This window comes from Phytomonospora endophytica, from assembly GCF_014202425.1.
GTDB classification, from domain to species: Bacteria; Actinomycetota; Actinomycetes; order Mycobacteriales; family Micromonosporaceae; genus Phytomonospora; species Phytomonospora endophytica.
In genome coordinates, this window is sequence record NZ_JACHGT010000008.1 from 250,275 (window position 1) to 271,793 (window position 21,519).

Annotated in this window: 20 protein-coding genes; 6 read left to right on the forward strand and 14 right to left on the reverse strand. The window is 71.5% G+C overall.

Annotated elements, in window-relative coordinates; translation table 11 throughout:
• Nucleotides 1-245: 245 nt before the first annotated feature.
• Nucleotides 246-1,136 (reverse strand): phosphotransferase, encoded by an 891-nt coding sequence (locus tag HNR73_RS19860; RefSeq protein ID WP_184789023.1) that lies wholly within the window; start codon nt 1,134-1,136, stop codon nt 246-248.
• Nucleotides 1,137-1,445: 309 nt separating this feature from the next.
• Here HNR73_RS19860 and HNR73_RS19865 point away from each other — a divergent pair, with 309 nt between their 5' ends.
• Nucleotides 1,446-2,663, forward strand: coding sequence for an MFS transporter (locus tag HNR73_RS19865; protein ID WP_184789024.1), 1,218 nt, complete (start codon nt 1,446-1,448; stop codon nt 2,661-2,663).
• Nucleotides 2,664-2,755: 92 nt separating this feature from the next.
• Here the strand turns inward: HNR73_RS19865 and HNR73_RS19870 are convergent, their stop codons facing one another.
• The 3 genes from HNR73_RS19870 to HNR73_RS19880 all read right to left on the reverse strand — a co-directional run bounded on the left by HNR73_RS19870 (nt 2,756) and on the right by HNR73_RS19880 (nt 6,539).
• Nucleotides 2,756-3,904 carry a hypothetical protein gene (locus tag HNR73_RS19870; protein ID WP_184789025.1) on the reverse strand — a complete coding sequence of 383 codons (1,149 nt, stop codon included), beginning with the start codon at nt 3,902-3,904 and terminating at the stop codon, nt 2,756-2,758.
• Between the two features lie 108 nt (nt 3,905-4,012).
• Nucleotides 4,013-5,455, reverse strand: coding sequence for a hypothetical protein (locus HNR73_RS19875; protein ID WP_184789026.1), 1,443 nt, complete (start codon nt 5,453-5,455; stop codon nt 4,013-4,015).
• Nucleotides 5,456-5,657: 202 nt separating this feature from the next.
• On the reverse strand, nt 5,658-6,539 hold the full coding sequence (locus HNR73_RS19880; protein ID WP_184789027.1) for a LysR family transcriptional regulator: 882 nt from the start codon (nt 6,537-6,539) through the stop codon (nt 5,658-5,660).
• Nucleotides 6,540-6,612: 73 nt separating this feature from the next.
• Here HNR73_RS19880 and HNR73_RS19885 point away from each other — a divergent pair, with 73 nt between their 5' ends.
• A complete protein-coding gene (locus HNR73_RS19885) occupies nt 6,613-7,860 on the forward strand; it encodes an MFS transporter (protein WP_184789028.1) in 1,248 nt (415 codons plus the stop codon).
• 212 nt (nt 7,861-8,072) lie between these two features.
• Nucleotides 8,073-9,617, forward strand: a complete 1,545-nt coding sequence (locus HNR73_RS19890; RefSeq protein ID WP_184789029.1) for an FAD-dependent monooxygenase — start codon at nt 8,073-8,075, stop codon at nt 9,615-9,617.
• 39 nt (nt 9,618-9,656) lie between these two features.
• Here HNR73_RS19890 and HNR73_RS19895 read toward each other — a convergent pair whose 3' ends face one another.
• The 4 genes from HNR73_RS19895 to HNR73_RS19910 form a co-directional block, all read right to left on the reverse strand.
• Nucleotides 9,657-10,223, reverse strand: coding sequence for a hypothetical protein (locus tag HNR73_RS19895; RefSeq protein WP_184789030.1), 567 nt, complete (start codon nt 10,221-10,223; stop codon nt 9,657-9,659).
• A gap of 122 nt (nt 10,224-10,345) precedes the next feature.
• Entirely contained in the window at nt 10,346-12,199 is a 1,854-nt protein-coding gene (locus HNR73_RS19900; RefSeq protein ID WP_184789031.1) for a S8 family peptidase, read from the reverse strand.
• Nucleotides 12,200-12,432: 233 nt separating this feature from the next.
• On the reverse strand, nt 12,433-13,233 hold the full coding sequence (locus tag HNR73_RS19905) for an MBL fold metallo-hydrolase (RefSeq protein WP_184789032.1): 801 nt from the start codon (nt 13,231-13,233) through the stop codon (nt 12,433-12,435).
• Nucleotides 13,233-13,793: an ester cyclase gene (locus HNR73_RS19910; RefSeq protein WP_239122142.1), complete on the reverse strand. Its 561-nt coding sequence runs from the start codon at nt 13,791-13,793 to the stop codon at nt 13,233-13,235. The genes HNR73_RS19905 and HNR73_RS19910 overlap by 1 nt, the downstream gene beginning before the upstream one ends.
• Before the next feature lie 104 nt (nt 13,794-13,897).
• On the opposite strand from HNR73_RS19910, the gene HNR73_RS19915 reads away from it, so the two are divergent.
• Nucleotides 13,898-14,590, forward strand: a complete 693-nt coding sequence (locus tag HNR73_RS19915) for a TetR/AcrR family transcriptional regulator (RefSeq protein WP_184789034.1) — start codon at nt 13,898-13,900, stop codon at nt 14,588-14,590.
• A gap of 23 nt (nt 14,591-14,613) precedes the next feature.
• Here the strand turns inward: HNR73_RS19915 and HNR73_RS19920 are convergent, their stop codons facing one another.
• The 3 genes from HNR73_RS19920 to HNR73_RS19930 form a co-directional block, all read right to left on the reverse strand.
• Entirely contained in the window at nt 14,614-15,246 is a 633-nt protein-coding gene (locus HNR73_RS19920) for a response regulator (protein WP_184789035.1), read from the reverse strand.
• Nucleotides 15,243-15,722 (reverse strand): sensor histidine kinase, encoded by a 480-nt coding sequence (locus HNR73_RS19925; protein ID WP_184789036.1) that lies wholly within the window; start codon nt 15,720-15,722, stop codon nt 15,243-15,245. Before HNR73_RS19925 ends, HNR73_RS19920 begins: the two co-directional genes overlap by 4 nt.
• Before the next feature lie 137 nt (nt 15,723-15,859).
• Nucleotides 15,860-16,255 carry a VOC family protein gene (locus HNR73_RS19930; protein ID WP_184789037.1) on the reverse strand — a complete coding sequence of 132 codons (396 nt, stop codon included), beginning with the start codon at nt 16,253-16,255 and terminating at the stop codon, nt 15,860-15,862.
• Between the two features lie 96 nt (nt 16,256-16,351).
• Here HNR73_RS19930 and HNR73_RS19935 point away from each other — a divergent pair, with 96 nt between their 5' ends.
• Nucleotides 16,352-16,807 (forward strand): hypothetical protein, encoded by a 456-nt coding sequence (locus HNR73_RS19935; protein ID WP_184789038.1) that lies wholly within the window; start codon nt 16,352-16,354, stop codon nt 16,805-16,807.
• Between the two features lie 3 nt (nt 16,808-16,810).
• Here HNR73_RS19935 and HNR73_RS19940 read toward each other — a convergent pair whose 3' ends face one another.
• The 3 genes from HNR73_RS19940 to HNR73_RS19950 all read right to left on the reverse strand — a co-directional run bounded on the left by HNR73_RS19940 (nt 16,811) and on the right by HNR73_RS19950 (nt 20,280).
• The gene (locus tag HNR73_RS19940) at nt 16,811-17,599 is read right to left on the reverse strand and encodes an alpha/beta fold hydrolase (RefSeq protein WP_184789039.1); all 789 of its coding nucleotides are present in this window, start codon (nt 17,597-17,599) and stop codon (nt 16,811-16,813) included.
• A gap of 51 nt (nt 17,600-17,650) precedes the next feature.
• On the reverse strand, nt 17,651-19,111 hold the full coding sequence (locus tag HNR73_RS19945) for a serine/threonine-protein kinase (RefSeq protein ID WP_184789040.1): 1,461 nt from the start codon (nt 19,109-19,111) through the stop codon (nt 17,651-17,653).
• A 143-nt stretch (nt 19,112-19,254) separates the two neighbouring features.
• Entirely contained in the window at nt 19,255-20,280 is a 1,026-nt protein-coding gene (locus HNR73_RS19950) for an NAD(P)/FAD-dependent oxidoreductase (RefSeq protein ID WP_184789041.1), read from the reverse strand.
• Between the two features lie 107 nt (nt 20,281-20,387).
• Here HNR73_RS19950 and HNR73_RS19955 point away from each other — a divergent pair, with 107 nt between their 5' ends.
• On the forward strand, nt 20,388-21,392 hold the full coding sequence (locus tag HNR73_RS19955) for a GNAT family N-acetyltransferase (protein WP_184789042.1): 1,005 nt from the start codon (nt 20,388-20,390) through the stop codon (nt 21,390-21,392).
• The last annotated feature ends 127 nt before the right edge of the window (nt 21,393-21,519 follow it).

Below are 21,519 nucleotides of genomic sequence, written 5' to 3' on the forward strand. Positions count from 1 at the left end.
AGAACCGAGGGCGGGGTGTCCCTCGGGGGAACGGGGGCGACAGGGCCCGAAACTCCCCCGTCGTCGAAACACCGCCCCGCAGCAGCCCCCGGGCGTGGTGAAGGCGTAGGTCACGGGCATGTGGAGGCGTTCGACGGAAATCCGCGTGGCTTTGTGGCCGTCCTGTCGCGCCTCGCCGGTCGTGATGTCGTCGGCATGTTCGGCGACCGCCGCGTCCTCGCGGCCGGCGAGCGCGGGTTGCCGCCTCAAACACCCTCCAGCACGCGATCGAGCGCCGCCCGGCCCGCCGGTCCCCAGTGGGGCTTGCCGCCGGGGAGGCCGCGATCTCCGTTCTGTCCCATGAGCATCAGGAAGAGGCTCTTCATGGCGGCGAGGCCGCGGGCGCGCCGGATCGTCGCCTCGTCGGCGAGGGCGTACGTGTCGAAGAAGCGTCCGGCTGTGCCGGCCGGGAGGAGGACCCAGGCGGCGGCGAGGTCCCATGCGGGGTCGCCGGCGAACAGGTCGCCGAAGTCGACGATGCCCGAGAGGGTTCCGTCCGACACGACGACGTTCGCGGGGTGAAGGTCACCGTGCACCCACACCGGGGGGCCCTCCCAGTCCTGGGCCGCGACGGCGTCGTCCCACACGGCTCGGACGTCGGTGGGGATGTCGTCGGGGGCGACCGCGTGGAAGAAGTGCTCGAAGCCGCCCGTGCAGTCCCTGGGGTGGGCGCCGCGGTCCGTGGCGGTCGGCGCATCGGCGGGCGCTTCGACGTGGAGCGCCCGCAGGAACTCCGCCAGGGTGTCGGCCGCGTGGGTGCCGCGGCTGATCGAGGCGAGGTCGAGCGGTTCGCCGGGGACCCACGTCATCACGGTCCAATGCTTGGGGAAACGCTCCGACGGTTCGCCGAACCGCACCGGGGCCGGAATCGGGAGCGGCAGGAGCGGGGCCAGCACGGGCAGCCATCGCCGCTCCTTGAACTGGAGCTCCGGGGTGGTGTCCATGCGCTGCATTCGCACGGCCAGCCCGTCTCCGAGTCGCCACATCTGGTTGCCCCAGCCGCCCGGCACCTCGCGGATGGCCAGCCCCGCGAGGTCGGGATGCTGCTCGCGCAGAAGGTCGCGGACGAGGTCGGCGGTGATCTCGGTGTCGGTCATGGAGGATCACAGTACCGAGGCGGCCGACCCTCGCCGGTTCGCCTGGATCGACACCATCACAGGCTAAGCGGCGTTCACCGCTCGCCACCGGATGTGCCACGGGAGCTCGGCGCGCCGGCCGTCTCGCGCGGGGAGTCTTGCGCCTTGTGCGAGGCCACTGTGGTCTCTACACTGATCCACTGCTGCAAGCGTTGAAGTCTTCGGCCAGATGTGCCTGAGCGACGTGCCCGTCCCGCTTCAGTCGTTGATTGGATTGCCTCGTACAGTGGAATACCCTCGCGGTGTCGTCTCCACGGACAAAGGTCCGCAGTGCGCTCTCTGGTGAAGCTGCTGGTCCGTGACCGCGAGTTGAGAGTCTTCGGTCTCTTGTTCTTCCTGGCGGGGATGGCCGGTTCCGCCGCCATTCCACTGGTGCCCCTGTACATGACCCGGGAACTGGGAGCGAGTCTCACCGAGGTCGGTTTACTGGCGGCGGCCGGACTGTTCAAGGCCGCCATCGGCTTGCCCCTGGGGCGATACTCGGATCGGCTGCGATCGCGCTCGACCCTGCTCGGCGTCCTTTCGTGCTGGATGGCCGTCGGCTGGCTGCTCTTGCCCGCCATGCCCGGTTTCTGGTCCGCGGCGGTGGTCTACGTCCTAGGGCTCCCGTTCATCGGAGCCATCAACGCCCAGATCTTCGCCGGGCTGACGGAGACGCTCGATCGACGTGGAGAATCCCGTCCGGCGACGATCACCTCGACACTGCGCGGAGGATATTCCTTCGGTTATGTGATCGGGCCGCTGTTCGGGACGACCGTCGCCGCCTTGGCCGGGCTGTGGTCGGCGTTCGTGGTCGCGTCGGTTCTGTACGTGCTCCTGGCCGCACTGGGATTCCTCGCCCGCCTCACCGGCGGGCACTCCTCCGCGCACCGGGAGAAACCGGCCGCGTCCGGAAAGAGCAGGCTATGGCCTCTCTGGCTTTTCGCGTTCGGTGTCTGCCTCGTCATCATGGGCGACGGATTCCGCGCCCTCTACCTGTCCATTTACGTGGTGGACGGTCTCCACCAGAGCGAGGCGATGTTCGGAGCCCTTGTGTCCGTGGCGGCCGCCGTCGAGATCGTGGTCTTCCCGCTCGTGGGGTTCGCGACGGATCGCCTTGGGGCACGCAAAGTCATACTGGCCGCACTCGGTATCGCCGTGGCCGGCTACACCGTCCTCGCCACGAGCGGCGCCATCTGGCAGGTCTGGCTGTTCCACATGCTCCAGGTCCTCGTGTTCACCGTGACCATCGGCTTGGGCGTCACCTACGCCCAGCGGCTCGTTCCGGGACAAACGGGACTGGCCTCGTCAGCGTTCTTCAGTGCCCAGACCGCGGCGATGCCGATCGCCGGAGTGCTGGGCGCCGCCACGGTCGGGACACTCGGCCTGCCGGGAATCTTCTGGATCCCCGCCGGGATCTGCGCCGTCTGCCTACTGGTCTTCGCGCTGAGCCCGACACCCGTGTCCGAGACCGCGAGACCCGGCGCGGCCACGAAAGAGGCGGTGTGAGGTGGTGGCCGCATCGACGGGGCACGTCACCATGGACATGCCCCGTCTCGTGCCCCAGCACCGACGTGGGCGCGCGGCGCCGGCCACCACTCTCAATCCCGGGAGTGCAGCTCAGGCAAGGGGCCCATCCCGACGTGCGTGGCGCGGGTGGTCGCGGAAACCGTGAGCGGCATGGCCCCACCGTCCTCCGCTCGCCGCTGGGCGATCGCGGCACCGAGCGCCAGTCCCTGGACGATCCAGGAGATGTCGGCCGCACCGAGACGTTCGACCCACTCCACCGTCAGCGTGCGTTTGAGCGAGCCCATCACCAGGGAGCGCATCGAGGCCTCCGCGCCGGCGGTGGACGTCTCTGGCGCGCGACCGTGCAGACGCCACACTTCGTAACCGGAAAGCACCGCGACCTGCCACACGTTGAAGATGTGCGCGGGCGCGAGAAGGTCCTCGACGCCGGTGGCCAACGGAAGCGCATCGGTCCGGAAGTAGCGCGCCATGCTGTGTTCGGACTCACCGATCGAGGCGAGGGTGGCGACGGCGTCGTAGCTCGTGAAGGTGAACGGCTTCGGTTGCGGAACATCGACCACCGCCGCCATGAACCGGTGCGGGATGTGCGGAACCGCGTCCACGCGTGCGATGTCCGCGTTCGACAGAACCGTGTCATCGACCACGTCGAGGTACGACGCCGCCCTGCGGAGGCCGGTGGAGATGTTGCGGTCCCACATGCTCAGTGATGGTGGAGTGTCGTGCTGCACCAGGGACGGGGCGGTGGTCAACGCGATCTCGCCACGGGTGCGGAGGAATTCGAACAGCGCCCGCGAGTCCCGGTCGTCCGGGTGCGTTGGCAGGTACTCCAGCAGGTCTGGAACCAGTGACGTCGGCATGACGGCCGCCACGGCCACCACGGTGTCGATGGGGATGGGAGCCCAGGACGTCCCGGCGAAGGTGGCGAGCCGGACCGCCTGGCCGGCTCGGGCCGTCCACTCCTGCCACAGGTTGAAGACGCGGTCGGGGTGCCAGGCGATGGCCCGGCGCAGTGCCTCCTCGAAACCGTCGGGGATCGTCGCGTCGTCCTGGATCACCAGATGATGTGTGGCGTTGGGCGAGTAGGAGGCCCACGCGCGCTGAGCCGTCGCCATCGCGGAGGGCGGCCCCTCCGGCCGGGGATCGAAGGCGATCACCGGGTCGAATGACTTCAGGGTGTCCGCCAGTGCCTCAGCCCGGTCACGTCGACGCGGGTGCGCCATGATGGCACACGAGATACGCGGGCTTGCGGTCGATGGTGCGGTCATGTCGCTGGTGCCCCTCGGGTTGCTGTCGGCGATGGTCATGATGGTCGCTTCCTGGGACCTTGATCAACCCCTCGCCCATGGCAATCGGTGAAGCGGAAGGTCGGGTACCCCCGGCTGTCGATAGCACAGGATGTCGCCCCCATCCATGACGACCGGTCGGCAACCCTCCATCAACGCGTGCAGTCTGAGGCGGAAGTCCACCTTGACGGATCTTCCCTTGTCGCATGGGACGATAACGGGAACCGAATGGTACGAGAAGAGCGTCGGGGCGCTCTGATCAGAGGTATGGACCCCGATCTGCCCGGGCTTCGGGCGAGTGGTGATCCTGATCCCGTCCGGGAAGAGCTCGTCGAGGGGGTCGACCCTCTTGTTCGCCCGCAGGACCGCGAAGTACTCGATAGTGCTTTCCCACGCCGTCCTCGTCGTATGTGAGCATTCCCGGTCGAGCTCGCGCAAGGCGGCGCCGAGTGTCTCGTCGCGCGGACCGGCGGGCAGCAGGTTTCGCACGTGGTCGGCGTCGATCCTGCGATTCCAGAGGATGCTGTGCAGGATCACGGTGTAGGTCTCCAGGAGCCCGATACCGAGAATCCGGCTGAGCCGTTCGATTCCCGTGTAACGAACGCTCCCGACGGTGGAGTGGAAGATGTCGCGGAACGAGGATCCGAAGTAGTGCCGGCGCTCGTGTTCGAGAGCAGTGGATAGGCTCCGCTCCAGATCTCCGGGGTTCAAGAGGACACCGAAACCCGCATGGGCTTCGTTTCTCGCATCGGCGACGGCCTGCTCGAATTCCGCCCTCCGGTTCGTGTGCGGCCCCAGGGCGGCATGGAATTCGAGCACCGAGACGAGTGATGACAGGCCGAGCTCTTGGACGATGGCATTGAGGTTGGCGGTATAGGATTCGCAGATCCCTTGATCCGCCCTGAACATCCCGGCGTTCAGCCGCCCATCGGACACGACTGACACGGAGAACGTCTTGCCGATGCGTTCACCGAAATGCGTCAGTACACTCGCGAGCTCGGCGAAGCGCAGCAGGACGGAGATGTCACCCAAGTCGACGACGTCACCCCGATACTCGGTCTCCAGTGGATTGAACACCTTCATGGGAAAGCCCGTGCAGAACAGCCGCACGTGATCGTTCTCGGACTTCAGTGCTCGATCGACCATGTCCATGGCTTCGGGGTCATGAAGTACCCGGCCCTTGGCGCGCCCGAAGGATCTGTGCGCGAACGTCGCCTTGATCTTCTGCTCCGGCGATGGATCCGTCTCTCTGAAGAAGGCTCTCGCGCGGCGGGCTATCTGATCCCGGGCCGTGGAGGTGAAAGCGGCCGAGGCTTGCTTTAAGGCCCCGATCAGCTCGTCGAACTTCTGGGCGGACAGCGGTATCGGGTGCGTTTTCGGTACGGTCCGGATACTCATCGCCTCTTGGACCGCGATCTTCGTTCGGTGATGGCGTGGCTCAAGGTCGAAGACCGTTACCGGACGGCGTTCTCCATGGTTCTCGGGCACTGTGGACCTACTTATGAGATGCACGTCACCATCCGCCAGGTCCTTGTGAAGGACGCACGACCGCCTTTGGGCATCGGCATAGTCGCGTGGTACTGGAGGAATTGTCACGTGGTACGGGCACGGGCTGGCGCCACTATACGGACGCGTGCCTCCGCTGTCCATATTGGATTCGCCGGGCCCGCTCCGAACGCGCGTCTAGCCGTCAGATCTCATCCCGATCGCCGGTGTCGCCGAGGATCCAGTGCGCGATTCCGGGCAGGGCGTCGGCGAGGTACCGCGGGAGTGGGGGGCGGGTGACCAGGGAGACCGTGAGGCGGCCGGGGATCGGGGACGAGGCGATGCGGTCGCCGGGGGCGCTCCACCAGCGAGCGGCCAGGAGCGACAGGAGCGCCGGAACCCGCCGGTGTCGGGCGATGCGGAGGGTCGCCTCGATCGTGGCGCCGCGTCGTGGGACGGCGCCCAGGGCGGACAGTCGACTGTGGAGGGTCTCGCCGGTGCGGTCGATCGTCGAGTAGAGGACCGTTCGCCCTGCCAGGGGCCGTTTTCCGCGATCGGGGGCCGCGACGCCCTCGGGCAGCACCAGGACGAGGGGTGATACGCCGAGGCGGATGTGCCGCAGTTCGCGGGGCACCTTCGTCTGCTCGGCGATGGTGACGACCGCGGCGTCCAGGAGTCCATGGTGGACGCGCTGGATGAGGGCGGGCCCGTGGTCGATCTCGGGATGCGTTGTCACCGACGGCAGTTCGGCGTCGAGAGCGGTGAAGACGATCGGTGAGAGCGCCTGGATCGTGCCGACGGTCAGCGAAGGGGCCTCGTCGGCGGTGAGGATCCGGTCGGGCAGCTCGTCGATCTCCGACAGCAGGCGAACGGCGTGGCGGGCGAACTCCCGCCCGGTCGCGGTCGGGCGCGCGCCGGTCGTGTCGCGTTCGAACAGCCGGGCGCCCAGGCGTCGTTCCAGGGCCGCCAGCCGACGCGACGCCGACGGCTGGGTGGTCAGCAGTTCCTTGGCGGCGGCGCCGATCGACCCGTGCCGGGCGACGGCTTCGGCCAAGGCCAGGTCCTCCACGCTCAGACGGGAGCTCATGCTCCCAGTGTATGAGCGCGGCCGGTCGGTCGCTCTCTACCGGCCGGGACGCGTCCTCCGCATGATCAACGACATGAGGAGACCCCTGCTGTTGTTGACCGTGATCACCTTCGTCACCTGGATCGGCGCGCGCATGACCGCGGTCGCCCTGCCGCTGGTCGCGCTGGCGGAGACCGGGGAGGCGTGGACGACCGGGCTGGTGGGCGGGTTCGCCGGGCTGCCGCTGCTGACGGCGGCCTGGTGGGGCCGCGGGCTACGCGAGCGGCTGACCTCCGGACCGGCCCTGGCGGTCGTGACCGCGGTGAACGCCGCCGGTCTGGCCATCGTCCCGGTCGCCGCGCTGATCGGGCGGGTCGACGCGGTCGCGCTGTGCCTGTCGGGCCTGGTCACCGGGACGGCGGGCGCGCTGCTAGGCCCGGCGCAGCGGGCGCTGGTCGCCGACTTCGCCGACGCGCACGCCGCCCGTGGGGGCCGATCGGGCCCGGCGAAGTGGCTGGCCTGGCAGGATCTCGCCCACCGCGTCTCGATGGTCTTCGCACCGCCGCTGGGGGCGTGGCTCGTCGTCGCGGTCGGCACGGGACCGCTGCTGTGGTGCGAGACCGCCGCGATCGCCGTCGCCGCCGTCGTGATGCTCGCCGTGCCCGCCGCCGGCCGACGGCGTGGACGGGTCCCGAGCGGCGAGGAGAGGGTCCCGGCCGGGGACGTGCTGCGCTCCCGGCCCCAGATCGCCGCCGGTGTCGTCATGGGCGGGATAGGCGGTGTCTGCTGGTTCGGTTTCAGCCTCGGCCTGGCCGTCCTCGGCGTGGAGTACGACCGGCCCGGCGCGCTGATCGCCGCCGGGATGAGCGGTTACGGCATCGCCTCGGTGATCGGGTCCCTGCTGGTGCCGATGGTCGTGGATCGCCTGCCGCGCATGGCGATGCAGGTCGTCTCCTGGACCGGTCTCGGCGTGGCCTTCGCGCTCCTGCCGATGGCCGCGCCGAACGTGGCGGGCGTCGCCGCCGTGGCGGCGCTGGGTGGTGCGATGGCGCCGTGGGGGATCGCGGCACTGAACGCGCTGATCGGGGAGCAGACCTCGGGAGCGGCCCGCAGGACCGCTTTCACGGTGGAGACGGTGCTGCACTCCGGCGGGGCCTCGCTCGGTCTGCTCGCCGGGGGCGCGCTGATCGGCTGGGTCGGCGCCGCGCCGATGATGGTCGCGACCGGCGTTCTGCAGGTGCTGGCGGCGATCGGTGGAGCCGCGTGGGCGTGGAGGGTTCGCGGCGCGAGCGACGTGATGCCCGCGCGGCACCGGCTGACGCGAGAAGGCGTTCCGCGCTGAAGCCGCGGCGTGTCCGGCTTGGCGAAGAGGCGGGCACTTCGCGGTCGTCGACGAGGCCCGCCGCCTGCGCGTCCCGTTCGCCGGGCTTTGCCCCGACAACGCGCTACTTTCGGGCCCGCCTCGCCGGGACCGGCCGTCCTGTTGCAAGATCGGTTCCGACGCCGGTCGCGACAGCGCCGGATCGTGAACTCCTCGATGGAACGAGCACCGCCATGACGCAGCACGACCACCCCGAGACCGACGTGCTCATCGTCGGGGCCGGTCCCGCCGGTCTCATGCTCGCCGCCGAACTGCACCTGGCCGGGGTGCGTCCGCTGGTCCTGGAGCGCAAGCCCCGGCGCCGCGACGTCCCCAAGGCCGGTGGCCTCGGCGGGCAGATCCTGGAACTGCTGCGCTACCGGGGTCTCCTGGAGCGCTTCGAGGCGGCGTGCACCGAGCCGGTCCCGCCCCCGCGTTTCCCCTTCGGCGGAGTGCACGTCGACCTCACGGCCCTGACCGACACGCCGATGCATGCCCTGCCGCTTCCGCAGCAGCGGCTCGAACTGCTCCTCGACGAGCGGGCCGCCGAACTCGGCGTCGACGCCCGTCGCGGTCACGGCGTCGTCGGCATCGAGCAGGACGAGACCTCGGTGACCGCGGAGGTGCTCGGCCCCGACGGGACCTACCGGATCACCGCCCGCTACCTGGTGGGCTGCGACGGGGCGCGCAGCCGGGTCCGGGCCGCGGCGGACATCGCCTTCCCCGGCATCGACTATCCCGAGGTCAACCGTCTCGCCCAGGTCACCCTGCCCGCCGAGGTGTCCATCGGCGCCGACGGGGCCCTCGACGTCCCCGGCTTCGGCACGGTCAGCGGTGGCTTCACCCGCACCGAGCGCGGCCTGTTCGGGATGGCCGCCTCGCCGGACTCCCCGGTCGTGGCGCTGTACACGATCGAGGACGAGGAGACCGAGTACGACGACGACGTCCCGATGACCCTGGAGGAGGTCGGCGACAGCATCGAGCGCGTGCTCGGCGCTCGCGTGCCGCTCGGCGAGGCCAAGCGCCTGTCGCGGTTCACCTTCAAGGCCCGCCAGGCCGAGAACTACCGCGCCGGACGCGTCTTCCTCGCCGGTGACGCCGCGCACCTGTTCCCCGCCACCGGCATCGCGATCAACGCGGGGATGCTCGACTCCGTCAACCTCGCCTGGAAGCTCGCCGCCGAAGTGAACGGTGACGCGCCCGACGGGCTCCTGGAGACCTACCACGCCGAACGCCACCTCGCCGGGGCCCGCACCATGCTCCACACCCAGGCCCAGGTGGCCCTGCGGCGAGGCCAGGACCGGGCCGCCGAGGCGCTGCGCGAGGTCTTCCAGGAACTGCTCGGCGACGAGCCGGCCCAGCGCCGCATGGGAGCCCTCCTGTCGGGCGCCGACATCCGCTACCCCATGCCGGGGGCCTCCCCGCACGCCCTCGCCGGGACCTTCGCCCCCGACCTCACCCTGCACACCGACCAGGGCACGACCAGCGTCGCCGAACTCATGCACGAGGCGCGCCCGGTGCTCCTGGATCTCGCCGACCGCGCCGAACTCCGCGACGTCGCCCGCGACTGGGCCGACCGCGTGCGGGTGTGCACGGGGAAGACCGGCGAGCGGACGGCCGACGCCGTCCTCATCCGCCCCGACGCGCACATCGCCTGGGCCGCCGAGACCGGTGAGGACGCCGAGTCGGCGGCTCGCGGGCTGCGTGAGGCGCTGACCGCGTGGTTCGGGAGCCGCTAGAAACGACGTGCGGGCCGGGGTGACCCGGCCCGCGACCGTTCAGAGCATCTCGCCCGACACCCTGAAGCCGCCCCACGACGGGTCCCACACGGGTGCCGTGCCCTGGCAGTCGTTGATCGGCGCGCCGAGGAACTCCCACTGCCAGAAGAAGCGGTCGCGGCGGCCGTCGTCGAGGACCGTGAACGCCACCTTCTTCCCGGTCAGGTCGGTGACGCCCTGCCCGGGGATGTCGGCGCTGCCTTCGGTGATGACACCCGTGGCGACCGCGACGTCGCCGCCGACGGCCAGACACGTGATGTCGCCGTTGAAGGCGGCGACGAAGCCGCCGTCGGGCTTGCGGTGCGACACGTCGAAGGTCCCGGTCGTTCCGCGCGCCTCGATGTCGAAGGCGACGGCGTCGCCGGCCCACTGGCCGAAGGCCGCGGGCAGGTTTCCGCCCGCCGATCCGGACAGCCGCATCTCTTTCGACGCCGGCGATGACGCGTTGGGGCCGGCGGGGCTCGCGCCCGCTCCGGCGACGGCGGTCGTCGCGAGCGCGACGCCGATCGTCGCGGCGGCGGCGAAGCGCCGAAGCCGCCGGTGGGATCGCTTTCGCTTGTCGGACATGGTTTCTGGCCTCTCCGTAGACGGTCAGGCCAGCATCGCGCCGGGACGGGTCCAGGCGCCTCGCTCCGGTGGGGCGGTCGGCTCCCCCTGGTGGGGGAATCCCGCCCCACCGGAGCGCGCGGTCACAGCGAAAGGGTCCAGCTGTCGATGTAACCGACGTCGGCCAAGGCGTCGTCGGACACGCGCAGCTTCCACTCGCCGTCGGCGGTCTCACCGGACAGGTCGACCTCGAAGACCCGGTCGAGGTTGTCGGCGCTGCCTCCCACGCGGTTGTGCAGGACGAAGGGCGTCCCGTCAGGCGCGATGAGGGTCACGACCAGATCGCCGATGTAGGTGTGGACGATGTGCACCTCGACGGTCGCGCCGGGCAGGGCCGCCCCCGGGCAGCCGGTGATGGTCACCGGGCTCTCGACCGTGCCGCGGTCGGAGATCGGGTAGTCGGCGTCGTTGGTCCGCGCGCAACTCGCGGGCCGGGCGATGGTCAGCCCGTACGTCGCCGAGCGGCTCCCGAAGAGGCCCTGCGCCTTGACGACAACGGCGTAGGCGCCGCTCGGGGTCGTCGCGGACGTCGTGATCGTCAGCCACGACGACATGCCCGACAGCAGGTACTTCGGCGCGAACTTCGCCGCGGCGCCGGTGGGCAGGCCCGACGCCGACAGGGCCAGCGGCTGCGGGATGCCCGCGGTGGTCTTGGTGCTCACCTTGATCTTCAGGGTTCCGCCGGGGTCGACGGTGCCCGCGTTCGGTGTCACCGCGACCGAGAAGTCCAGCAGCGGCGGGCGGATCGCGCCGAGGTGGAGGAGCCTGTTCGGCGAACCCGTGCCCGCGTCGGTGACGAGGTCGGGGGTCGCGTCGGCGACGAGTGCGTCGCGGATCTGTCGCGGCGTGTAGCCCGGGTGCGCGCCGAGGACGAGGGCGGTGGCGCCGGCGACGTGCGGTGCGGCCATGGACGTGCCGCTGATGGTGTTCGTGGCGTTGTCGGAGGTGGCCCAGGCGGAGGTGATGTTGTGGCCCGGCGCGAAGAGGTCGAGGCACGTGCCGTGGTTCGAGAAACTCGCGCGGGAGTCGTCGGACGCCGTCGCCCCGACGGTCACGGCGTCCGGGGTGCTCGACGGTGAACCGGCGCAGGCGTCGGCGTCGCTGTTGCCCGCCGCGACGGTGAACGCCACGCCGTCGGCGATCGCGCCGGTGACGGCGTCGTTGGTGGCCTGGTCGTAACCGCCGCCGAGGCTGACGTTGGCGACGGCGGGCTCACCGGCGTCGTGATCGCCCGCGACCCAGTCGATCCCGGCGATGACACCGGCGTAGGAGCCGCTGCCGCCGCAGTCCAGGACACGCACTCCGACGAGCGTGACCTCTTTCGCGACGCCGTAGGAGGTGCCGCCGAGTGTTCCCGCGACGTGGGTGCCGTGACCGTTGCAGTCGGCGGCGTCCCCGTCGCCGTCGACGGTGTCGATCCCCGAGACCGCCCGGCCGCCGAAGTCGGTGTGCGTCATCCGGATCCCGGTGTCGACGACGTAGGCGCGCACACCCGCGCCCGCGTTCGGGTAGGTGTAGGAGTTGTCGAGCGGCAGGTTCCGCTGGTCGACGCGGTCGAGTCCCCACGACGGGGTCGGCGACTGGGTCCCGGTCAGGCCGACCGTGCGGTTCTGCTCGACGTAGGCGACGGCCGGGTCGGCGGCGAGCCGGGCGGCGTCGGCCTCGGACATGGTGGCGCTGAAACCGTTCAGCGCGTGGGTGTAGACGTCGTCGACGTCGGCGCCGTAGCTCCCGGCGAGGGAGTGCGCCTCGGTCGTCGTCACGTCGTGCAGCACGACGATGTAGGACCCGGCGATCGCCGTGGCCGCGCCGGAATGCCTGATCTCACCGGTCTCCGGTGCCGCCGGGGCGGGTGACGCGAAGCCGCCGATCGCGGCGGCCAGGACGGCGGCGGCGACGACGGTCCGCCGGGCAACGGTTAAAGGGCTGGGGTGCATGGCTTCTCCTTGAGGGTTTCGGGCATGCGGGGACCACGACGCGGCGCGCTGGATGTTCGTGGATCCGCTCGGGCAGGGCGGGTCGCGCGCGGCAGGCGACCGTCGCGACGTTCGAAACGGGCGCTCACGGGCCCGTGGACGAAGAGTCGCCCAGTGCTCGCACAGGGTCAAGGAAAGCGTCGGATAATTGGCGGAAGTGCTGGTGGGTCGCACATTCGAGTGCGTCGAGGGTCCTACGTCGACTCGCGGCGGTGATCGGGGTCCGTCGCCCGATCCAGCAATACCGCGTCGTGTGCGTTGACGATGAGCAGGCCGGGATCGCCGCGGCCGTGGAGCTCGGCCAGCGCCTCGTGGTTGGCGCGCACGCGTTTCCAGTCGTGGGCGACCAGGCGCTCCTGCAGGCCCAGCAGCGTCGGCTGGCGTCGTCCACTAAGGACATTGTGGTGGTAGAAGGCGTCGCCGGCGTGCAGGATCAGGCCGACGCCGGTGTCGACCGCCACGGCCGCGTGCCCGCGCGTGTGTCCGGGCAACGGGATCAGGGCGATGTCGGCGCCGATGCCGTCGAGCGGGCGGACGGCCGCGAATCCGCGCCAGGTGTCGCCGGTCGGCTCGTAGGTGGTGACCCGGGGTTCGGGACCCGGGCCGGCCGGGTGGTAGCGGCTGCGTTCGAGGAGCGTGCGCCGGGTGTCCGCGGCGGCCCGTTCGCCCGCGGTGACGTGGATCCGGGCGCGCGGGAAGTCGGCGGCACCGCCGATGTGGTCGAAGTCGAGGTGGGTCACGACGATGTGCGCGACGTCGGCGGGGTCGAGCCCCAGCCGCTCGATCCGGCGGACGGCGGTTCCGCCGGGATCCAGTGCCGGGCGGGCGATGTGGCGGTAGGGGCCGATGCGGCCTCGCGGATCGGCGATGTCGGCGAGGCCGATGCCGCTGTCGACGAGGATCAGCTCGCGCCCGGTCTCCACGAGCAGGACGTGGGTGACGAGGCGGGTGCGCGCGAGGCGCATCGTGCCGCAGTTGAGGTGGTGGACGCGCATCAGGTGGCGAGGTCGCTCGGGGGCGTCGTGGTCAGCAGGCGCGGATCGGGCTCGCCGGAAAGGCTCGCCAGACCGCGCAAGGCGCGCAGGGCGGTCAGCCAGGTCCTCGGGCGCTTGACGGAGACGCCGCCGAGGAGCTGCTTGAGCATCGTGAGACTGTCGAAGTAGACGCGCTCGCAGACGAGCCGTTCGTCATCGTCGAAGATGAAGTAGCCGGTCATCCGCACCCGGAACGGCCGCCCGGTCGCCGGAATCCCGCCCAGCGGGCCGCGATGTGTTCCCTGAAGCCAGAACTCGACGATGACGGCGTCGGCGCTGTGCCGCAGCTCGATGATCTCGTGGTGCTGGTCGGGGAACGCCGTCCGCGTATCGCGGTAGTAGCCGCGGACCGCCGAGTCTCCATCATGGACGGTGAGCGTGGGGACGATCTCGTAGTGTGGGTGGGGGAACGTCGACAGGACGTCGTCCCACTGCTGGACGACCTCGTCGCGGAAGTGGTCGAGGACGAGCCGCTCGCGGGCGCGCAGCACCTCGGCGTCGGGAATGGCTAAGCGGTGCAAGGGATCCACCTCATCGTCGGCGTGGATTACCCACGCTGTGGGTTTTCTGCGCCGAACCTTAATCCACACCGTGGGTTTCGGGCAAGGGCGGGCATGATGGCCGGGTGACCCCATCGAGGACCCGCCCGCGAGGACGGCCGCCGAAGGGATCGACCGCGCTCACCCGCGCGGCGATCCTCGCCGCGGCCGTCGCCGTCATCGACACCGACGGCGTCGAGGCCGTGAGCATGCGCGCGGTCGCCGCCCGCCTCGGCGTCGACGCCAAGAGCCTCTACCACCACGTCGACGGCAAGGACGGCCTGCTCGACGCCGTCGCCGAGCACGTCCTCGCCGGGTTCACGATCCCCGCGCCGACCGGCTCGCTCCGCGTCGACCTGCTCGCCCTCGCCCGCGACTTCCGCCGCGACGCCCTCGCCCACTCCCGCGCCGCCGCCCTCGTGCTCACCCGCCAGGCCGAGTCACCGGCCGCGCTGGCACCGGTCGAAGCGGTCCTGGAAACCCTGCGTGGCGCGGGTTTCCCGCCCGGGGAGTCGGTGCGTCTGCTGCGATCCCTGCTGGCACTGGTGATCGGGACGCTCCTGCGTGAGGTCGACGCCGGCCCGACCTTCGGAGTCGGTGACATCGAAGGGATCGGGCGCCGCCGGGCGGCCCTGGAGGAGTCCGGTTTCGCGCGGCTCGCCGAGGCCGCGACGGAACTGGCGCGCTGCGACCACGAGCGCGAGTTCGAGTTCGCGCTCGGACTGATGGTGGACGCGGTCGTGCTGAGGGCCGAGACGCGACAGGGCTCCGGACCGTGAACCCACCGCCGACGGGGGTGTCCTCAGCCGCCCAGTACGCCCCGCGCGTAGCCCGCCGACACCGCCGCCGCGCGGTCGTTCACGCCGAACTTCGCATAGATGTGCAGCAGGTGCGTCTTGACCGTCGCCTCGCTGATGAACAGCGCGGCGGCGACCGCGCGGTTGGAGTTCCCGCCCGCCACCAGTTCCAGCACCTCGCGCTCACGGGCGCTGAGGGCCGACGGCGAGCCGGTCCGGAGCCGGCCGATCACGCGCGCGGCGACGCTCGGGGAGAGCACGCTCTCGCCTTTGGCCGCCGCGCGGACGGCGGTGAAGAGATCCTGACGCGGGGTGTCCTTGAGCAGGTAGCCGACCGCACCGGCCTCGATCGCGGGGATCACGTCGGCGTCGGCGTCGTAGGTGGTGAGCACGAGGACGGGCGTGGTGGGATGGAGTCGGCGGATCCGCCGGATCAGTACCGCCCCGGAGGGTTCGGGCATGCGCAGGTCGGTCAGGACGACGTCGACCTCGGTGTTGGCCAGCAGGGTCAGCGCCTCGGCGCCGCCGGCGGCTTCGCCGACGACCTCGAAATCGGCCTGGGTCGCGAGCATGCCGCGCAGGCCGTCGCGGACGACGGGATGGTCGTCGGCGATCAGGAGACGCAGCGGCGGCGTCACAAGGCGACCCCGGTGAGCGGGATGCTGACGCTGACGGCGGTTCCGTTGCCGGGCGACGATTCCACCCGTACGTCGCCGCCGAGCGAGTGTGCGCGCTGGCGCATCGCCTTGAGGCCGAAGCCCCCGGTGACGGTGGCGGTGAAGCCGCGGCCGTCGTCGCGGATGTCGAGCACGACCAGGTCCTCCATGTACGAGAGTGTGACGCCGAGCTGGGCGGCACCGGCGTGCCGGGCGGCGTTGGACAGTCCTTCCTGACAGGCGCGCAGGACGGCCTCGTCGACGTCGGCGGGCAGCGCCCGCGGTGTCCCGGTGACGGCGAAGGCGGCGGCGGTGTCGTGCCGCAGCCGCCAGGTCTCGACCTGGGCGGCCAGCGCGCCAGGTCCTTGGCGATGCCGAGCCGGCGACTGTCCGATGTGGGCTCCGCCTCGGCCGTCTCCAGCTGGGTGACGATGCCGACGCCTGTTCGGAGACTCCATCGTGGAATTCCGGCGGCCCGCCCGAATCGGCCCGCCGGTCGACCGGCGGGCCGACCGCGGTGGACGCGCGCATCCGCCGATCGGTGGATGCGCGCGCCGAGCTCGGCCGGGTGGGCTACGGGTCGAGGTCGTCGCCGTCAGAGCTCGGCGTAGAGCGCGACACCGTTCCCGTCGGGATCGAGGACGAGGGAGAAGCGGCGTCCCCAGGGAGCGTCGTAGGGCTCGACGGAACCCTTGACGCCGGAGGCGACGAGCTCGGCGTAGAGCCTGTCCACCTCGGCGGGCGAGCCGCAGTCGAAGGCGACGGTCATGGCCGGGCCGTTGGTGGCGGGCAGGTAGCTGGAGCCGTCGCCCTGGATCATGGCGAGGTCGTCCCAGACGAGCTCGACGCCGTTGCCCAGGTCGTAGTGGACGGACTCCTCGGTGTCGGCCTCGGCGGGGATGTCGAAACCGATCCTGCGGTAGAAGGCGAGGGACGCGGCCATGTCGGCGACGATGAACTCGACGGCGGTCATCTTGTAGCGGGGTGGCATGGCGACAGCCTAGGTAAAGATCATCTCGGTTTGTTAACGATGCGCCGGGGCGGGCGCCGATGCCGCGTCGGCGGGGGCGTGCGAGAGAGTGCCGGTATGGCTTGGTACACGATCGAGCACGCCTGCGGGCATGTGGTGGAGCGGCGGCTGAACGGTACGAAGGTGCTCGGTGAGCGGGAGGCGGCCGCCGAGCGGCTCGCGGAGGGACCGTGCCGTGACTGCCGTCGGCGGGAAAGGGACGCGGCGGCGGTCGAGGCGATGGCCGCGGCGGAGGACGCGGGCGACTGGCCGGTGCTCACCGGCGGCGAGCGGCAGGTGGAGTCGGCGCGGCGGATCCGGCACGAGGCGGCCGAGCAGGTCCGGAGCTGGGAGCACGGCGTGGATCCGGAGCGGGCGGAGGTGGTGGTCCCGCTGCTGCTGAGGGCGGTGGCGCGGCGGGACGCGGCGGCGTGGTGGAACGACCGGCGCGGAACCGACTGGACACGGACCCTGCGAGCGGAGCTGACCGCCGCCGAGCTGGAGCGGGTGGAGGGCTGGACGCGGGAGACGTGATCCCTACGGTCCGTGCGAGGCGGTGAGGAAGTCGAGGACGAGCGGACTCGCCTCGGCGCGGAACTCCTCGAAGTAGGCGTGCCTGGCGCCGGGGATCAGCCGCAGCAGAGCGCCGGGGATGCGGTCGGCGAGGAGCGGTGCGTTGGCCACGGGGTTGAGCAGGTCGTCGGTGCCGTGGACGACCAGGGTGGGCGCGCCGATGCCCGGCAGGAGGTCCCAGGCGTCGTGCCGGTTGCTGGCGGCCAGATGGTGCCGCCGGGAGTGGGCGGGCATGTCCGGGTCGCCCAGGGTGTGGTGCGGGCCGGGGTGGCCGGCGAGCCAGCCGGGCGTGTACATCAGCTCCAGCAGGGCCCGCCGGACCGTTTCGGGTTCGGGCCGGGCGAGGGAACGGCGGACGTCCATGCCGCGCTCGACGCCGTGCGGGCCGCCGGGCGAGGTGCAGCCGAGGACCAGGGCGCGCACCCGGCCGGGGTGACGGGCGGCGAGCTGCTGGGCGACGCGGCCGCCCATGGAGGTGCCGTAGACGTCGGCGCGGTCGATGCCGAGCTCGTCGAGGACGGCGACGACGTCGTCGGCGAACAGCTCGGTGCTGTGCGGACTGTCGGGCTTGCCGCTGGCGCCGGTGCCCCGGTAGTCGAGGGCGAGGGTGGCGCGAGCGGGGTGGAAGTCGCCCCGGACGGCGTCCCACCAGCGGTGGTCGTTCGCCTGGCCGGCCAGCAGGACCAGCGGCTCACCGGTGCCGCGGAGGCTGTAGGCGATGCGGGTCCCGTCGGGTGCTGTCGCATGGGTCATCAGCGGGGAGATTACGCGTCCGCCGAGGGCTCCGGGTGGCGCCGCCACCCGTCACCCGGTGAGCCACACCTGCTCGTCCCCCGTGCCGCAGGACGCGAGGCCGGGGCTCTGGTAGACCCTCGACTCGTCCTTCTTGCCCTTGCCGTGACCGTTCCCCTTACCCTTGCCGTGCCCCTTGCCCTCGCCCGTAGCGTCGACCTCGTCCTGGGTCGTTTCGGCCACCGACAGGCAGCGGCCGGCGTACGTCGTGCTCTCCATGCGCCAACGGTCGCGCCCCTCATCGGCGCCGAGCCACGTGACGGCCCAGCCCTCGGTCCGGTCGCAGGCCCTGGCCTCGATCCGGGCCTCCGCCGCGGCGAGGCAGCGGCGCTCGCCGTCCTCGTCGAGGGCGAGGAGGTACGTGCCGTCGGCGCCGGAGAAGCTGATCGTCGCGGCCGGACCGCAGTCGGCGAGCCGCACCTCGGACTCCACGTCGAGGCACTGCCCCGTGGAGGCGCTGGTGACGCGCGAGTCGGTGGGGGTGGGCGGCACGTCGGTGGTGCCGGCGACGGTCGTGCCGGACGCGGTGGCGTCGGCGTCTTCGGTGTTCGGCGGGGTGGCGATCCTCCACACGACCAGCGCGGCGACGACGACCAGCGCGGCCGCGGCGATCGCACCGGTGCGCAGGCGGTGTGTTCCCGCCGGTGACGCGTCGTCCCGGCAGGCCGCGGCGAACGCGGCCGCCGACGCGTACCTCCGCTCGGGTTCCTTGGCCAGCGCCTTGCTCACCACCGTGGCCGCGGCCGCGGGGACCTCAAGGGGAAGCGGCGGAGGCGGTCGCAGGAGATGCCCGGCGACGATCGCGGCGGTCGACTCCCCGTTGAAGGGCGCCTCACCGGCGAGGCATTCGTGGGCGACCACGCCCAGCGCGTAGATGTCGGCGGAAGGGCCGATCTCCACACCGGAGAGCTGCTCGGGCGCGGCGTACCTGATGGTGGCCAGGATGCTCCCGGCGGCGGTGAGCGTCGCCTCGCCCTTGACCCGGGCGACCCCGAAGTCGACGAGCGTGACGCGGTCGTCCTCGCCGACGATGATGTTGTCGGGCTTGACGTCCCGGTGCACGATGCCCGCCAGGTGGGCCGCGTCGAGCGCGTCGGCGGCCTGGGCGAGCATCGACATCGCCCGGTCCGGTTCGAGCCGGCCCTCCTCGTCGAGCAGCGCCGCGAGGGTCACGCCCGGGACGTGCTCCATCACCAGGAAGGCCAGGGGGCGCCCGTCCTCGCCGACGGTCTCCACGGCGTCGTAGATGCCGACCACCCCCGGCACCCGCAGGGCCGCGACGGTGCGGGCCTCGGCGGCGAAGCGCTCGCGGAAGGTGGCGTCCTGGGCGAGGCCGGGGCTGAGGATCTTCACGGCGACGACGCGATGCAGCCTGGTGTCCTCGGCCCGCCACACCTCGCCCATGCCACCCGTGGCGATGTGCGCGTCGAGCCGGTAGCGGCCGACGAGAACCTGACCGGGCAAGGGGGACATCGGACTCCATGGGTCGGTGGGCACGTCCTGTGCGGATGGACTCCGCCAGGAGTCCCATACCCGGTTTCGCGGGATTGGATGCCGTGTCGTGGCGGGTCGTCGCCGAACCGTGTGGGTGAGCCGTGATCCGTGCGTGGACCGGCTCAGCGGAACCTGTCCGGCCGGCAACCGGCGAGTTCGGGGGCCGGCCGGCCGGTGAGGATCTCGTCGGCGGCGAGGCGGGCGGCCGCGGCGGCCAGGGTGATCGCCGAGTGCATCACGGCGACGTACAGGCCGCGGGTCCCGGCGGGGCGGCCGATGACGGGTTCGCCGTCGGCCGGCATGGGGCGTCGGCCGATCTCGACGGAGACGACCTCGGTGTCGTCGGCGTCGGTGAAGGAGGCGGCGAAGCGGTCGCGGACACGGCGGGCCGTCGCCATGAGCGCGGCCCGGTCGGTCTCGCCGTGGTGGTTCGTGGGGGCCAGGATCGTGCCGTCGTCGAGCTGGCGGGCCTCCAGCGACGGTGTCGCGACGATCGTGCGGACCAGGCCGGGTTTCGCGCGCAGCCGGACGAGGACGGCGGGCGACGACTCGACGGGCAGGTCGACGCCGACGGTCGAACACAGCGCGGCGGCGCCGGTGCCGGCGGCCAGGACGACGGTCTCGGCGGGCACGACACCGTCGCCGGTGCGGACACCGTGGACGGTGCCCGCGTGGTGGTCGAGGCCCGTGACCTCGGTTCCGGTCAGGACCCGCGCGCCTCGGTCGCGCGCGGCGGCGACGAGGAGTTCGGTCGCCGCGAGCGGGTCGAGCGCGGCGTCCTCCGGGCGGTGGACGGCCTCGGCGGGGGGATGGCGCAGATGCGGTTCGAGGGCCGTGACGTCGGTCGTGCGCGTGCCCGGGGAGTCGTCGAAGCCGTCCCAGCTGACCGAACCCGTCCAGCGGATCGCCAGCCCCGGAAGCTCGGTCTCCAGGCGCCGGTACTCGTCGAGCGCGAGGTGGCGCAGCGGCGCCGACGGCAGGTCGCTGACGCGCGGCCGCCCGATCCACGCGAAAGACGCGCGCGTCGCGCCGGAGCCGGGCGAGCCCGCGTCGACCAGCACGACGGGCCGGCCGCGCCCGGCCAGGCGGTAGGCCAGGCACGCGCCGACTATGCCGGCGCCGACCACGACAATGCTGCGATCCGTCATCGGGCTGTTCTACCAAGCGGCGTGACGGCGGGGAAGGAGGTATTGACCGAGGGACCAGAATGCCTTCGAGGCGTTCGTTCCCGTGTCCCGACCGGAGGTTTCCGTTCATGCCCTTCGACATCGCACGTGTCGATACCTTAGCGCTGCCCGAGCGGGTTCTCGACGAGTACTGCGCGTTGATGACGGCGGCGTTCCCGGTGGACCAGCCCTACGCCGCCGTCCCGGGCCGTGCGGCGATGATCGAGAACATCCGGCCCGCGGTTCCCGCCCCGGAGACCTCGGTCTGGCTGGCGCGTCGCGGGGACCGGGTCCTGGGTTACGCCAAGGTCGAGCCGCTCACCGGCGCCAACGCCGCGATCGTGGGACTCATGGTGCGGGTGCACCCGGAGTTTCGCCGGCAGGGCATCGGCACGGCCCTGATGCGCGCGATCGCACCGCGCCTGGGCGACGGCGGCCGCACCAACGTCACCGGCGGCGCCGATGAGGGCGGCCCCGGCCACGCGTGGGCGGTCGGTCTCGGCTTCGCGGTGACCGCCGGTTTCCGCAAACAGCGCCTCGACCTGGCCGAAGCCGACCGCGGGCGGTGGGATGTCGCGCCGGTACCGGGTTTCGTGTCGCGGGCGTGGGGCGAGCAGGCTCCCGAGGAGCTGCTCGCCGAGTACGCCACCGCCAGAAACGCCATCCACGACCGCCCCAGGACCGAGACCTACGACGCACCACAGTGGACCCCCGAGGGCATCCGCGCCCACGAACGCGAACAAGACCGGCTCGGTGTCGAACAGCGCGTGCTCGCCGCCGTCGAAGAACCCACCGGGAAGGTCGCCGGGCTGACGATCGTGGAGTTCATGCCCGCGCGCCCCAGCCTCGCCATGCAACGCGACACCGCCGTCCTGGCCGCCTACCGGGGCAAGGGACTGGGACTGTGGCTCAAGGCCACGATGCTCACCGAACTGGCACGCGACCGCGCCGACCTGACCACCGTGATCACCTCGACCTCGCGCGACAACGTCCACATGGCCCGGATCAACACCGCCCTCGGCTTCGAGGAACCCGCCACCATGCTGGTCTTGGAGCACTCCGTGGAGGACGTGGTCGCGCGACTGGGAGGGTGAGGGTTTCCCGTCGTCGTGCACCGGGCGGTCCTCGCTCCTCGTGTGTCGGCCGGGAATCCCGTCGGTGTCCTGGGAGAAGAACGTCGCACCGAAGTCGGTGATCCCGCCGCTGCCGCCGTACAGGACG

Bases quoted from the DNA above. Each gene is read 5' to 3' on its own strand.
- HNR73_RS19860 (WP_184789023.1), bottom strand. From the start codon at position 1,136: ATGACCGACACCGAGATCACCGCCGACCTCGTCCGCGACCTTCTGCGC.
- HNR73_RS19870 (WP_184789025.1), bottom strand. From the start codon at position 3,904: ATGGCGCACCCGCGTCGACGTGACCGGGCTGAGGCACTGGCGGACACC.
- HNR73_RS19880 (WP_184789027.1), bottom strand. From the start codon at position 6,539: ATGAGCTCCCGTCTGAGCGTGGAGGACCTGGCCTTGGCCGAAGCCGTC.
- HNR73_RS19885 (WP_184789028.1), top strand. From the start codon at position 6,613: ATGAGGAGACCCCTGCTGTTGTTGACCGTGATCACCTTCGTCACCTGG.
- HNR73_RS19890 (WP_184789029.1), top strand. From the start codon at position 8,073: ATGACGCAGCACGACCACCCCGAGACCGACGTGCTCATCGTCGGGGCC.
- HNR73_RS19895 (WP_184789030.1), bottom strand. From the start codon at position 10,223: ATGTCCGACAAGCGAAAGCGATCCCACCGGCGGCTTCGGCGCTTCGCC.
- HNR73_RS19900 (WP_184789031.1), bottom strand. From the start codon at position 12,199: ATGCACCCCAGCCCTTTAACCGTTGCCCGGCGGACCGTCGTCGCCGCC.
- HNR73_RS19905 (WP_184789032.1), bottom strand. From the start codon at position 13,233: ATGCGCGTCCACCACCTCAACTGCGGCACGATGCGCCTCGCGCGCACC.
- HNR73_RS19925 (WP_184789036.1), bottom strand. From the start codon at position 15,722: ATGGAGTCTCCGAACAGGCGTCGGCATCGTCACCCAGCTGGAGACGGC.
- HNR73_RS19930 (WP_184789037.1), bottom strand. From the start codon at position 16,255: ATGCCACCCCGCTACAAGATGACCGCCGTCGAGTTCATCGTCGCCGAC.
- HNR73_RS19935 (WP_184789038.1), top strand. From the start codon at position 16,352: ATGGCTTGGTACACGATCGAGCACGCCTGCGGGCATGTGGTGGAGCGG.
- HNR73_RS19940 (WP_184789039.1), bottom strand. From the start codon at position 17,599: ATGACCCATGCGACAGCACCCGACGGGACCCGCATCGCCTACAGCCTC.
- HNR73_RS19945 (WP_184789040.1), bottom strand. From the start codon at position 19,111: ATGTCCCCCTTGCCCGGTCAGGTTCTCGTCGGCCGCTACCGGCTCGAC.
- HNR73_RS19950 (WP_184789041.1), bottom strand. From the start codon at position 20,280: ATGACGGATCGCAGCATTGTCGTGGTCGGCGCCGGCATAGTCGGCGCG.
- HNR73_RS19955 (WP_184789042.1), top strand. From the start codon at position 20,388: ATGCCCTTCGACATCGCACGTGTCGATACCTTAGCGCTGCCCGAGCGG.